Source organism: Bacillus sp. FSL R5-0712, assembly GCF_038593285.1.
GTDB lineage: Bacteria > Bacillota > Bacilli > Bacillales > Bacillaceae > Bacillus > Bacillus safensis.
This window is the reverse complement of record NZ_CP151981.1, coordinates 1,078,849-1,091,770: the sequence shown is the minus strand read 5'-3', so window position 1 is coordinate 1,091,770 and position 12,922 is coordinate 1,078,849. Positions and strand designations below refer to the sequence as shown.

17 protein-coding genes are annotated in these 12,922 nt (G+C 39.5%); 4 read left to right on the top strand and 13 right to left on the bottom strand.

The features are described 5' to 3' along the window. The first annotated feature begins 66 nt into the window (after positions 1 to 66). Positions 67 to 513: a ferritin-like domain-containing protein gene (locus NSU11_RS05330; RefSeq protein ID WP_048238419.1), complete on the top strand. Its 447-nt coding sequence runs from the start codon at positions 67 to 69 to the stop codon at positions 511 to 513. Positions 514 to 710: 197 nt separating this feature from the next. Here NSU11_RS05330 and NSU11_RS05325 read toward each other — a convergent pair whose 3' ends face one another. Genes NSU11_RS05325 through NSU11_RS05315 form a run of 3 tightly spaced genes read right to left on the bottom strand, consistent with a single transcriptional unit; the run spans position 711 to position 2,433 of the window. Continuing rightward, complete coding sequence (locus NSU11_RS05325; RefSeq protein ID WP_024425497.1) at positions 711 to 1,121, bottom strand: DoxX family protein; 411 nt, start codon at positions 1,119 to 1,121, stop codon at positions 711 to 713. A gap of 57 nt (positions 1,122 to 1,178) precedes the next feature. Continuing rightward, entirely contained in the window at positions 1,179 to 2,018 is an 840-nt protein-coding gene (locus NSU11_RS05320; protein WP_133744020.1) for a M56 family metallopeptidase, read from the bottom strand. Then, complete coding sequence (locus NSU11_RS05315; RefSeq protein WP_024425495.1) at positions 2,011 to 2,433, bottom strand: BlaI/MecI/CopY family transcriptional regulator; 423 nt, start codon at positions 2,431 to 2,433, stop codon at positions 2,011 to 2,013. The genes NSU11_RS05320 and NSU11_RS05315 overlap by 8 nt, the downstream gene beginning before the upstream one ends. A gap of 266 nt (positions 2,434 to 2,699) precedes the next feature. Here NSU11_RS05315 and NSU11_RS05310 point away from each other — a divergent pair, with 266 nt between their 5' ends. After that, positions 2,700 to 3,845: an AbrB family transcriptional regulator gene (locus tag NSU11_RS05310; protein ID WP_133744063.1), complete on the top strand. Its 1,146-nt coding sequence runs from the start codon at positions 2,700 to 2,702 to the stop codon at positions 3,843 to 3,845. A gap of 38 nt (positions 3,846 to 3,883) precedes the next feature. Here the strand turns inward: NSU11_RS05310 and lepB are convergent, their stop codons facing one another. Together lepB and NSU11_RS05300 are read right to left on the bottom strand one after the other, a co-directional pair. Further along, positions 3,884 to 4,396 (bottom strand): signal peptidase I, encoded by a 513-nt coding sequence (gene lepB / locus NSU11_RS05305; RefSeq protein WP_024425493.1) that lies wholly within the window; start codon positions 4,394 to 4,396, stop codon positions 3,884 to 3,886. Then, the gene (locus tag NSU11_RS05300) at positions 4,396 to 5,013 is read right to left on the bottom strand and encodes a TVP38/TMEM64 family protein (RefSeq protein ID WP_342493827.1); all 618 of its coding nucleotides are present in this window, start codon (positions 5,011 to 5,013) and stop codon (positions 4,396 to 4,398) included. The genes lepB and NSU11_RS05300 overlap by 1 nt, the downstream gene beginning before the upstream one ends. Before the next feature lie 157 nt (positions 5,014 to 5,170). Between NSU11_RS05300 and NSU11_RS05295 the strand changes: the two genes are divergently transcribed. Then, on the top strand, positions 5,171 to 5,533 hold the full coding sequence (locus NSU11_RS05295) for a hypothetical protein (RefSeq protein WP_024425491.1): 363 nt from the start codon (positions 5,171 to 5,173) through the stop codon (positions 5,531 to 5,533). A 71-nt stretch (positions 5,534 to 5,604) separates the two neighbouring features. Here the strand turns inward: NSU11_RS05295 and NSU11_RS05290 are convergent, their stop codons facing one another. From NSU11_RS05290 to NSU11_RS05255, 8 genes are all read right to left on the bottom strand, one after another. Further along, entirely contained in the window at positions 5,605 to 6,558 is a 954-nt protein-coding gene (locus NSU11_RS05290; RefSeq protein WP_024425490.1) for an LCP family protein, read from the bottom strand. A gap of 138 nt (positions 6,559 to 6,696) precedes the next feature. Continuing rightward, the gene (locus tag NSU11_RS05285) at positions 6,697 to 7,641 is read right to left on the bottom strand and encodes a siderophore ABC transporter substrate-binding protein (protein WP_120207354.1); all 945 of its coding nucleotides are present in this window, start codon (positions 7,639 to 7,641) and stop codon (positions 6,697 to 6,699) included. A 21-nt stretch (positions 7,642 to 7,662) separates the two neighbouring features. Then, the gene (locus NSU11_RS05280; protein ID WP_024425488.1) at positions 7,663 to 8,421 is read right to left on the bottom strand and encodes an ATP-binding cassette domain-containing protein; all 759 of its coding nucleotides are present in this window, start codon (positions 8,419 to 8,421) and stop codon (positions 7,663 to 7,665) included. After that, a complete protein-coding gene (locus NSU11_RS05275; protein ID WP_024425487.1) occupies positions 8,412 to 9,362 on the bottom strand; it encodes an iron chelate uptake ABC transporter family permease subunit in 951 nt (316 codons plus the stop codon). Before NSU11_RS05275 ends, NSU11_RS05280 begins: the two co-directional genes overlap by 10 nt. Beyond that, entirely contained in the window at positions 9,355 to 10,305 is a 951-nt protein-coding gene (locus NSU11_RS05270) for an ABC transporter permease (RefSeq protein WP_149125796.1), read from the bottom strand. The genes NSU11_RS05275 and NSU11_RS05270 overlap by 8 nt, the downstream gene beginning before the upstream one ends. Before the next feature lie 162 nt (positions 10,306 to 10,467). Further along, positions 10,468 to 10,746: a barstar family protein gene (locus NSU11_RS05265; RefSeq protein WP_342493901.1), complete on the bottom strand. Its 279-nt coding sequence runs from the start codon at positions 10,744 to 10,746 to the stop codon at positions 10,468 to 10,470. 266 nt (positions 10,747 to 11,012) lie between these two features. Then, positions 11,013 to 11,495: a hypothetical protein gene (locus NSU11_RS05260; protein WP_151039250.1), complete on the bottom strand. Its 483-nt coding sequence runs from the start codon at positions 11,493 to 11,495 to the stop codon at positions 11,013 to 11,015. 299 nt (positions 11,496 to 11,794) lie between these two features. Next, positions 11,795 to 12,373, bottom strand: coding sequence for a competence protein ComK (locus NSU11_RS05255; protein WP_024425481.1), 579 nt, complete (start codon positions 12,371 to 12,373; stop codon positions 11,795 to 11,797). Positions 12,374 to 12,662: 289 nt separating this feature from the next. Between NSU11_RS05255 and NSU11_RS05250 the strand changes: the two genes are divergently transcribed. After that, a complete protein-coding gene (locus NSU11_RS05250; RefSeq protein WP_008348804.1) occupies positions 12,663 to 12,899 on the top strand; it encodes an IDEAL domain-containing protein in 237 nt (78 codons plus the stop codon). Positions 12,900 to 12,922 lie beyond the last annotated feature (23 nt).

Sequence of the window (12,922 nt, the reverse complement as noted above, 5' to 3'; positions counted from 1 at the left end):
TAGGCACCTTTCCTCACTCTTCTCATATCATAAACCATCATGAACTTAAAGGAGGCTGGCAATATCATGTATTACGGTTATTATGACTACTCGCCATATGACATGCGCCAAAACACAAGAATCATTTCAGACCTTGAAAAAGCAATCAATGGTGAATATTCTGCGATCCAATGCTACGAAAAACTTGCCCAAAGAGCAAAAACTCCTGAGGCAAAAAAAATCATTCAAGAAATACGCCAGGATGAAGTCAGACACTATCAACTATTTTCAAAGCTATATTATTCTCTAACAGGTAAAAACCACAAACCAAGCGTAACAGAACCTTGTCCAGATCAATTTAGAGAAGGGCTTCTTTTCGCATTTAAAGATGAACAAAAAACGGTCGATTTTTACTTAACGGTATCAGATTATGTCCGGGATCAAGGAACAAAAGAGCTGATGAAACGTATCGCTCAAGATGAACAGCAGCATGCTGTATGGTTTTTATATCTTTTAACGCACCATGTGTCTTAGATAGTCCTATTTTAATAGGAGATCGTATGTTCCGTCAAAAAATGAAATTGTCTTTTTATTCATTCAATCTATAAAATAAAAGAAGGATTCTCAGCAAACCTCTCATCTCTTTCACTTTTTCAAACGTGAAAACGACAATTTGATAAATAAAAAACTCCTCTGCCACAAATAGCAGAAGGAGTTTTTTTCATGATCGCTTAATGAAATTTTGCTTCATTGCTTTGCTGCTGATGTTTTAGCATCCCATCAATGGACAGCATCTTACTGCCGCTAAGTGTTAAATAAAGCGCCATGACAAGCAGCGATAGTTCAAATTCATAACCTCCCACAAATCCTTTAGAAAAACCAACCGTCATAATCGCCACAGCCATAATGGGAACAAATAAGGCTGCGAAAATACGTGTTCCTAGACCTAAAATCAAGGCGATACCACCGACCAGTTCAATTGTCTTCACAATATAGGCCATAAATTCCGGTATACCGATTTGTCCAAAGAATGCCGCTGTTCCTCCCAGACCTCCTTGATATGCCTGAAGTCCGTGTAGAAAGAAGATGATACCTAAAATAACACGTACGAAAAGTGTTCCTATTTCTTGATTTGTTTTCATATAGTGATTTCCTCCTGTTTTTACACTACATAATGTAATGTTAATAAGTAAAAAAAATTAGTAATTTAGATTAAGCATAATGATTAAGGCCACCATGAGAATCGTTGATGTGACAATGGGAATGATGGGTACATTGAAAGGAATATTGTATGTTGGGTTTAAGATCTTCTGTATTCTTAAATTCAATGCCCGATCTCCAAAGGATACCGCAAACTTCGTTTGTTTTTGAAACTGCGTTCTCTTTTTAATCAGTTTCAAAAGGGCTTGCCCTACTCCAAGCTCAGTGCCTGTCTGCCGAATCGCGTAGTCATCTGCGATCACTTCACGAAAAACGGAATAGCTTTGTCTCATATGCTTTAACACTGGAATGTACCAAATCACTTTTGTAAGCATTGAGAATGTGAAGGCCTTTAAAGGATCGTAGCTGTATTTGTGGTGCAATTCATGATGAACAACAGCATCAATTTCCTCTTCATCCAGCATGTCCATGAGAGATGTTGATAAGTAGACCTTTGGATGAAGCATCCCCATGGCAAAAGCAAGCGGTTCATGACAATGAAACACAACGATGTCGTTTGCATATTTTTCAGATAAAGATTCGGTCGACTGGTAATCGACTGCAAGCATCAGATTTTGCTTGAATTGAATGTACGTTTTGATTTGCTTCGTCATATAAAAAATTGCAAATCCCAATGTGTAGAGGACTAAAGCATCTAGAAAATATTTCAAAGGAGTGAATCCATAGAATTCGAGAACAGACTGGCATACATGAATGAGATTATATGCTTGATTCCAGCCAAAAAAGCTTGAAAGCACGTAATACCCCATCTGATAAAAAATCGTTAAACCAATCAATATACCGCTTAAAAATAGCAGGCTCGATTTCATTTTATTCATTTTGCTGCTCCTCTTTTTTGGATGCCAGCCTTGCTTCAAGCACTTTGAGTAATTCAGGGTCAGCACTTTCAATTGCATCCACCATATGATTCACTGCCAGTGGACCAAAATCGTCCATCAGCCCTTGCGTAATCCATTTTGTCTGCTCATTTAGAAATTCTTCTTTTGTTAAAATGGGATTATAAATAGATGAACGCCCTTTTGTTTTCTTCTCGACAATTCCCTTTTCGGTTAAGCGGTTCAGCACAGTCATCACTGTGTTGAAATTAATCGGCTTTTCATCTGACAGCTTCTGCTGCACTTCTTTAATCGGCATATCCTCACCTTGATAAAGGATTTCCATAATTCTTCCCTCTAAAGGACCGAAAAAACGATTCAATCCCTTTTCATTATATTTAAAAGAAGGAATTTTCATGTAATCACCTCACACTAAGGATTGTAGTGTAATTGAAAATGATAGTCAACTGATAACTAAAATAGGGGAAAATCGTTGTATATTGTTTTTGTTTTTGGTAAAAATTATATCTTTACTTTTATCAAGAGGCTATCTCGCCTTTGATAAGATAATCTTATGAAAAAGGTAAAAAAATTCGTATTTTATTTATAAAGACTTTTGTATTATAGTAGAGATAACAACATTTCACTTACTGAACAAATTTATAGGAAGAAGGTTTACATGTGATGAAACAAGGAAACAGCCTTCGAACCGATCTCATTTTGATCGCGATAAGCGGTTTAGGTGGATTTCTTTTGTCTTTAACAGGAATGTCTATTGGCTGGATGGTCGGTACATTAATCACAGCTGCATTTATTGCCATGCGACGTCCCACCCTGTTTCAGCGTAAAGGAAACAACACCTTGCGTATTCACAGCAGATGGCTACTCCTTGGTCAATTCATTCTCGGAATCGAACTCGGACAGAAAATGAACATGAAAGTTCTTCATATTTTCGCTGAACATTGGCTCCCTGTGAGTTTCATGCTCGTTTTTTCTATTCTACTGGCGATGCTCTCTGGCTTTACCTTATGGAAGCTGAGTAAAACAGATATGCTGACCAGCTTTGTCGGAACAGCCCCAGGCGGTTTATCTGCTATGCCAGGGATTGCCCAAGAGGTTGGAGCAAATACAGCCGTTGTCAGTCTCGTACAAACAACACGTGTATTAATGGTGGTACTCACCATCCCATTTACGGTGTTCTATTTAAATACAAAAAATCCAGCGGATGCAGCTGCAGGCGTGCAAGGGAGCGCCTTTTCATCCGGCGTTTTCACCCTGTCAAATATCTCGTGGACTGCTGCACTTATTTTAGGTGCCTGGCTTATGTCACGCCTCGCGGTTCGGCTTCATTTCCCTGCCCCTTGGCTGATTGGCAGCATGTTAGGAGTTGCAGCTCTTCAAGTAGGTGCAGGTGCGCTCATAGGTCATGATTTGATTCCTTATTGGCCAGCACAAGCGAATATCGCATCACAGGTATTTCTCGGTGCAACCATCGGTTCAAAAATGAATAAACAGATGTTTGTCGGGCTAAAAAACACGTTAATTGTAGCCGTCGTCAGCTCAGCAGGATTGATTGCTGCAACGGTTCTCAGTTCAATTGCCATTGCAGAGGTCACAGGCATTTCTGTCATTACAGCCATTCTTGCCTTTTCGCCTGGCGGTATTGCAGAAATGGCAACAACAGCAGTCACACTCCATGAGGACTCAACCTTTGTAGTAGCTGTACAAGTCGTTAGAATCATTCTTGTCATTGCGATGCTGCCACCGTTTTTTCGATTCTTACATCATGTCTGGGCAAAAAGACATCCTGAATATAAAGCCGCAAAATAAAAAAAGAGACGCTTTGCATGTGCAGAGCGTCTCTTCTTTTATTCATCCTGATTTCTTTTGACACCAACTACTTGATCCTTTGAAATCGTTCCAAAATGCCGGCTGTCGAAGCTATGTATTCGGTTATCTCCGATTACGAAGTAATGGTTTTTTTTGATTTTATCTTGTCCTGTGATGGCTTTCAGCTGAAAATCTCCTGTCAGGACATTCCCCATTTTATGTTTTTTCTGCTCTTTTAAATAGGGTTCTTTCCATTTTTCCCCATTAACAAATAACTGATCATCTACATACTTGATCGATTCTCCTGGGAGCCCAATGACCCTTTTGATCAAAATTTGATTTTTAGGGCCGTGAAATAACACATAATCAAACCGGCTAATTTTCGTGAGTTTTGGCGAGAACTTGTTGATTAATAATTCTGTTCCATCTGTAAATGTGGGGTCCATACTAACCCCTTCTACTTTATACTTCACAAACATGAAATTCTTTACCTGGAACAATAAGACGATGCATGTAATAATCATCAACCATAGCAATGGCTTCTTTTTCATTAAAAGCCTCCTTTGTCCTCACGCTTGCTCATTCGAATATTCAACCTATTTTCTACTCTCTTTCCAACATACCATAATAAAACGATAACTAGAACCGCAAAAACACTTCTTAACGGATTCTTTACTAAAGCAGAAAGATCATAACCAATAAAACTAATGATAAAGAGCATGACACACTTACCAGCTAAAGCAGCTAATGAAAATTGCCACATGCTAATTCTTGATAAGCCTGCGACAACATTGACAGCCGCAGAAGGTGTAAAAGGAAAGCAGAGTAAAATAAATAACGGACCAAATCCCCGCTTTTCTACCCAAAGCATTAATTTCTTAATGGAAGGGTGTCTGCTGATAAAGTTCAGCATTCTCATCTGTCCAAATTTTCTGATCAGTAAAAAGACAAGAATAGAACCTGCACTTGCACCGATCCAGGTTAATAAAAAGCCTTCCCAAAGGCCGAATGCATTCGCATTTGCCACCGCAAACGCCACGAGTGGTAAAAACGGAAGAAATGCTTCAATCAGAGGAAGCAATATAGCGACAATTGGTCCAAAGGCCTTGTAGCTTTCAAAAAATGATGTGATATTTTCATGAGTAAATAGAGAAAGAAATGATGTCAACTTGTTTGACTCCTTCAAGGTTTGTCTACATTTCATTTTACATGGAAAACATAAAAATATACAAATGAATACCACTCGCCCCCCTTGAGATTGTTTGACTCATTCGATATAATAAATAAGAACATTTGTTCTATTTTTAAAGAAAGCAGGCTTGGACATGACGAGACTATCAAGAATACAGCTTCAGATGATGGAACAGGCCATCTTTCTCCCAATGGTCATCTCCATCCTCAATCGTGATCTGACACACTTAAAACAACATCAAACATTTAAATTAAATGAACCATACATTCAGCTTGTGACCTCCGTGTTAAAGGAAGCACAGAAAGCACTTTACGAACTGAAGCAGCATTTACGTAAAGAAAACATGAAGGTACAGCAAATTGAACACGATGAAGGATTTACAACGTATCTATTTATCATAAATGGCTATGAAGAAAAGCATAAATACTTTAATCCGCGTATACGTCACCGGGTAGAGGAACTGCTGACTGGATATTTTCTGCATCAAGCAAATTAACTTCTTGCTGAAATGCGGCGTGGTACCCATTCAAAGAAAAAAGCCTGCCGCGGCGGCAGGCTCCTTCTTATTTATGATAATTCAAGCTGTTTTCTCAGCTCTGTTCTAACTTCTTCTAATCCTGGTCCATCTAACTCAAAGTAATACACATTCCCAGGCTGATAATCATGGCCCTTTAGCTGAATCGTATCCACTGATTTCAATGAGCTCAGTAATGGAAAAAGACCGATGAACTGCTTCATGGAAAGATTGGTTGAGACATTATCACCAAGCGTATCAATGATGTTGTCATATGACGGGATCGAAGAAATCGATTTAGATTTTTCGAAGATGGCTTGAAGTGCCTCCATTTGGCGTTTTCCGCGCATGAGGTCACTATCAGCCTTTCTCGTTCTCACAAAGGCTAAAGCTTCTTCACCATTTAACGTATGTGTTCCTGTTTGCACATGAACTTTCCCTTTTGAATCCTTTTCCATTTGTTTTGCGATGCCTTCATCTTTAATCGTTACGTCAATTCCATTTAGCTCATCCACAATGTCTTGAAACGCCTTAAAGTTCCCTGAAATCACATAGTCTACAGGAATGTTCAACAAATTTTCGACCGTTTTGACTGACAAATCTGCACTCCCAAACGCATGGGCGTGAGCAATTTTATCATATCCTCTCCCTGGTATATCCACATAAGCATCACGAGGAATACTGAGAAGCTTAATGGTTTTGTCTGTTCGATTCACCGCCGCCAGTAAGACCGCATCACTTCTTGCTTCGTCTACCGTTTCACCTGGACGGCTGTCAATTCCAAGCAGCAGCACCGAAAAGCTGTCCTTTCCTGGATCAAAAGCTTTCACACGCTTTTGCGAGGTGTCTCCTCTTTCTAATGATACTTGCGCCTTATTCGACGCTTTTGAAATTTTATAGTATGCGTATCCAGTCACGGATACCGCCATCACCATGACAAATGCCATGATAAACAGCACGGCTTTTACCCAAGGCCTTAGTCTTCTTTTTGATCTTTTTTCCTTCATCCTTTCCGAACCCTCACTCTATCTTAGTCTATCAATGTAGGTTCCACTATAACATATTTTGATGAAAGTTTCCTGCATGCAACATATTTTTATGAATCCACAATAAAAAAGCCGCTCAAGATGAGCAGCTTTCGTCCATTATTTTTGGCTAATTCCTTGTTTTATTTCATCAATCATGGCAGTGAATGATTCAAGGCCGCCGCCAGATAAATACCACATGTCAGAGTTCAAATACACCACATGATTGTTTTTGACTGCTTTCACTGATTTCACATAATCATTTTCAACAAGCTGTTTCGCAGACGTTTCTTCTCCGATCGCTGCGCCTCGGTCAACGACAAATAGATAATCTGGGTTCGTTTTGACCATGTATTCATACGAAATGCTTTGTCCGTGTTTATCAGATGGCTCAAGCTTTTGATCTGCCGGTGTGATACCAAACACATCGTGGATGAGACCGTATCTTGACTTAGGACCAAAGGCTGTCATTTTGCTGTCGTTCGCCATGATTACCAGTCCATTTTTCTTTAACTCTTTTGCTTCTTTCTTTAAAGCATCCACTTTTTGATCAATGGCAGCTAGTTCTTCTTTGACTTTGTCTTCTTTATCAAAAATCTTGCCTAAAGTTGCGGCATTCTTTTTAAATGATTCCATATAATTGGCATTGTCTACATCCATATAAATCGTAGGGGCAATTTCAGAAAATTCATCGAATGCATCTGCTTGACGGTGCTGGATAATGATTAAATCCGGCTTGATTTCTGCAATTTTTTCAAAGTTCGGCTCTTTTAATCCGCCGACATTTTCATATTTGTCTCCTTCATATTTAGATAAATATTTAGGCACCACTTGTTTCGGTAAAGCTGTTACATTCACACCTAGTTTGTCTAGCGTATCAAGGCTTCCCATATCAAACACGACCACTTTTTTCGGGTTTTTCTTGATCTTTACACCATCTTTATTCAGCATGTCTTTTACCGTCACAGTTTCTTCTTTAATTCCTTCTGTTTTTCCTTGATTTCCGCAGGCAGCGAGTACCACGATCGCTGTTAATACAGTCATCATCCATATCCATTTTTTCATACGTGATCACCTCTTTATTTTTTAAGAAAAATATAAGCAAATACGCTCACCGCGAATAACTTCAATCGGTATGCGCATGTCATAAATTTGTTCAAGTGCATCTGTTTGAATCACTTCGTCCACTCCACCTTCTTTAATAACCTGTCCATCTTTTAAGGCGACGATATGATCGGAATACACAGAAGCAAAATTAATATCATGAAGAACGACAACAATTGTTTTCCCAAGATCTTTGACGAGCTGCTGAAAGAGCTTCATCATCTCGACAGAATGATTCATATCCAAATTGTTTAAAGGCTCATCTAAAAAAATATAATCTGTATCCTGCGCCAGCACCATTGCAATAAAGGCTCTTTGTCTTTGTCCACCGCTCAGTTCATCTACATATTGATGCTGGATATCAGCAAGCTTCATGTATTGGAGGGACACATCGATCATCTTCTCATCCTCTTTAGTCAGACGGCCCTGTGAGTAAGGGAAACGGCCAAAACTGACAAGCTCCCGAACGGTCAGCCGCACATTCATATGATTGGCCTGCTTTAAAATACTCATCTTCTTCGCAAGTTCCTGCGGAGGGTATGCGCTATATGGGTTGTCTTCTAAATAAGCTGCACCTGAGTCTGGCTGTATCAGCCGGCTCATAATGGATAAAAGCGTGCTTTTCCCCGCACCATTCGGACCAATGAGAGAGGTCAGCTGTCCCTTTTTCACACTGATTGTTGTGTCGTGAAGCACTGTTTTTCCGTTATACGTCTTACTGACGCCCTTCATCAAGACCATGAACGACTCTCCTTTAACAGTAAATAAATAAAATACAGTCCGCCGACTAAATCAATCAACACACTAAGCGGCGTTTGAAAAGTAAATACCTTTTCTACAAGAAATTCCCCGCCTACAAGGGCAATCACACTAATAAAAAAAGAGCCTAATAGCAAGTATGTATGCCGGTATGTCCGAAAAAGCTCTCGTGCGACGTTTACGACGAGTAAGCCGAGGAACGTAATCGGTCCGACAAGTGCCGTTGCGATAGACACAAGGACAGCTATTACGATCAGCATCTTTTTTGTGACACTGTCGTAGTCAATGCCTAGATTCACCGCATGCTCCTTCCCAAGAGACATGACATCTAATTTGGAGCGGAATGTCCAAATGTACACACACAGCGCCGCAAATAAAACAGAAGCAATCAGTAAGATGTCCGTGTTCATGTGATTAAAGCTTGCAAAGGATTTATCCTGTACGACTTGATATTCATTCGGATCGATCAGCATTTCCATAAACGAAGAAAGACTTTTAAACAATGTCCCAAACACAATTCCAACAAGCAGAAGCAAGAAAATATGTTTATTTTTGCGTTTGAACATGACTGTATACAGCAGCACAGAAAATAGAATCATCAGCCCAACGCAAAGGAAAAAATTAAAATTCTTATTGACGATCATTAAATGAGTCGACCCAAACACATAAATAATTGCTGTTTGCAAAAACAAGTACAGTGCGTCTAAACCCAATATGCTCGGCGTTAAGATTCGATTGTTGGTCAAAGTTTGGAAAACAACAGATGAAAAGGCAATCGCGCCTCCCGTTAATGTCATCGCAAGCACTTTCTTTAAACGACTTGGGACTGTGTACGGCCAGTACCCCATTTGAAAGGTAATAAAAATTACGATCAACACGGCTGCAATGGCTGCAATCAGGCATAATATACGTTTCTTATGCATAGCGTTTCCTCCTTAATAACATGTACAGGAAGATCGCACTTCCGATGATGCCTACCATGAGTCCAACTGATATTTCATATGGATAAATGATCACCCTTCCGAGCACATCACAAATCAGAACAAAAATAGCTCCTAGTAAAGCTGTATGCGGGAGGCTTTTTTTCAAGTGATCGCCGCGGTAGATCGATACAATATTCGGAATGATTAATCCAAGGAATGGCAGCATTCCAACAGTTAAAATGGTGACAGACGTAATCATTGAAACGATCACCAACCCAACCGCCATCACACGTTTATACGTTAAACCTAAGTTAACGGCAAAGCTCTCGCCCATGCCTGCCACTGTAAAGCGGTCAGCATATAAATACGCAATGATCAATAGTGGAACGCTCACATAGAGCAGTTCATAACGCCCTTGGACAATAAGAGAAAAATCTCCTTGAAGCCATGCGGATACGTTTTGGATCAAATCATATTTATAGGCTATAAACGTAGATATTGAACTGACAATCCCCCCAAACATTAAGCCGACTAATGGTACATAAATCGTATCGTTCACCTTAATATGCCGCAGGATTTTTAAGAAAAGAAGATTCCCAGCTAAAGTAAATAGAAACGCAATCCCCATTTTCATAAGCGGATTCGCTTGTGTAAAAACAAGCATTGCTACTAAAATACCAAGCTTCGCCCAATCCATCGTTCCTGCAGTGGTTGGTGAAACAAATTTATTCCTCGTCATGCTTTGCATAATAAAGCCGCATAAACTAAGGCTCATACCAGCAAGTACAATACTCACAAGACGCGGGAGGCGGCTTGAAACTAACGTGTGCACTTGTTCATCTGTTAAATGAAACAGCTGTAAAATGGACAGATCCTGTACACCGACAAACAGAGATATACATGCCAAACATACAAAAAACAAACTTAATTGATACAATTTCATACAGGTTTCTCTCTTTCTATCAAGCTCTATCCGCCACAAATGATTATCATTATCAATTAAGCGACAGTTCATATATTATCACATCTAGTGAAATATTCAATAGCGGTATGAAAAAGACGCAAACTCAAAAAAAACAGCCTGCGGCAGCGGCTGCTTTTTTCATCATGATTGAATATTCAATTGAAATTGTCCCTTCAATTCCTCTTCTGCTTCTTGAAATAACTGACGCAAGCTCTCAGCATAATCACCAAGAGCGTCTTTGCTCGTTTGAAAATTCACCCATGTCAGCTCTACTGGAAGAGCCACCTCCCCTGTCAAACAGTCCCAAAGGGCATCAAGATTTTTTCCGTAATAGTCAGGAAGGTGTAAAACTGTTTTTAGCTGGTCATGAAGCTCTTCTTGCGACCTGCACGCTGCACCGTCAAGCTGCACTTTTTTCATGTTCATCTTCCCCTCTCCTCTCTATATTTTAAACGAATTGGAGGAGAAAGAGAAAGATGGACATCTTACTTTTGTTTCTGCCCGGCACCTGAAATTAAGAGAATGAGACAGGCAGCAAAAGCAGCTGGTGTTGGCTTGAAAGCAATCGAAGGGATTACTACTAGGATTCGCCTGTACGGACGAAAGCATGATTCAAGAGGGCGTTCGCCGTTTAAAGAAAATCCTTCACATCTAAAAAAGCCTGGAAGGTTTACTTCCAAGCTTTTTTAGGATGATTGCTGAATTTGACCTACTTCTTCAATAAATGCGGCTGTTTGCTGCAAGCCATCCTGAAAATGATGGGTAGCGGAAATAAACAGCTTTTCTTGATCGGGATGCTTCAAGAGCTTTTCCACCTTACTGATCCCTTTTTCAAAGGAAGCAAGACCTGTCTTTAATTGTTCATCGGCCTTTTGATAAGCGGCTGGAACTTCTTGATGATCCAGCCCTTTTTGAATCACACGATCAAATGCTTTCGTCGCTTCTGTCAATTTTTTATTTGTTTGGATTTTTCCATGTCCATCTGAGATAAACTGATCTGTCATATTTTCATATGCTTTATTTAATTCATCCATATAAGACTGCACCCATTGTTCATAAGCAGCTTCTTTTGTGTCTTGCTTTGAAGGCGGCTGATCTGCTTGCTGACAGGCTGCTAGTAATGTCAAAGTTAGGATAAATAGCAGCACCAAATGTGATTGTTTTTTCATACAGAGCCTCCATTTCTTCATCCCATTCGTTCATATCGGTCAAATATAAGCATCCTTTACCACATAAGATTTCTTTTATTGTAACAGACAAGCTCGTGTCACTTCTGTGATTTATGAGTAAATGGATGAAAATACGTCAAAGGATCCACATTTCCCTGTCATTTCCCAATACAACCAATAGACGATGAGACATACGTATTTGGTTTCAATGAATTCATCTTTATGATGCAGCGGCATCTTTTTACATTGCATTCATGCTTGATAAGAGATCCAGCGGCTGCTCTGCCGCTGGCTTTTGACTAATATCTGTTACGAAGCTCCCTTAATATAAAATCGTATACGAGATTGAGCTGCTGTTCCTTTGGATACAGCATAAATTCTTGTTTCTTCGGAAGACCGCCATCAAGACGATCTTGAAATTTCGTTCGGAGATATGCTGTCCGGTGCACCTGACTCTCAAATGATTTATATGAGACATCAAGTTTGACGGTTTGCTCATTTGTAAAGGTGACCACCGTGTCTCCGAGGGATGATTCTTGGAAGGTATGAATGTATTTGTGGGAGATCCAGCCGCACTGAGGACGGTTGGATGAATAAGTTGGGAAGAAATACAGATGATTGGATGAGTCAATCACAATTGGGGGTTTGTGAGAAATTCCTGTTACTTCGTATGTTCCTGCCTTTCTGCCTGCATAGCTTGAGCCGAAGAATCTGCAGCTGCGTTCAATAATTTGCAGGGGCTTTAATTCAACGTAAAAGCTTGTCTCTCTTTCTATGACTTTTGAATATACTCTTTTTCCTTCTTCAACTGGAAGGACCGCCATTGTTGTTTGATTAATGACGTATGAATCTAAAGGTGTTTCACTAATTCCTGACACTTCATTTCCTCCTGTGTTAATATTTGGTTATTTAAGATACTATTAATCTATCACCAACATATAAGAAACGACAGGATTTTTTCAAAATTTATTAAAAATCATCTTTTTATCATATTTTTTAGTCCATTCGATCTATCGAAAAGCCATTTTTAAAGATATATCACATCCTGTCGATTGGACAAGAGGTGTCGATTCTGCTCAAAAATAAATTGTCTAAAAATTATAAATTCTTGTTGATTTTTTCTCCGCCAATCCATATACTATAAAAAAGGCATCGGGGGGATTCTTTATGAAAGAGAAAAAAACGTATGCTGAGCTCATGAAGTCCCGCAACACCCAAAAAACCGAAGAAAACGGCGTCACCATTTTAGACATCTATATTCAAATGGTTTTAGATGAGGCGCTTTATAAACAGCGCTTAACCTTCCTAAGAGAAGAGATTGATAAGGCACTGGATCAGCGTGATGAAAAGCGATTCAATGACCTGTCAGCTCAATATGCAGAACACTGCTTACATCAATCATGATGATTTTACTTGCGGCAGAGAGA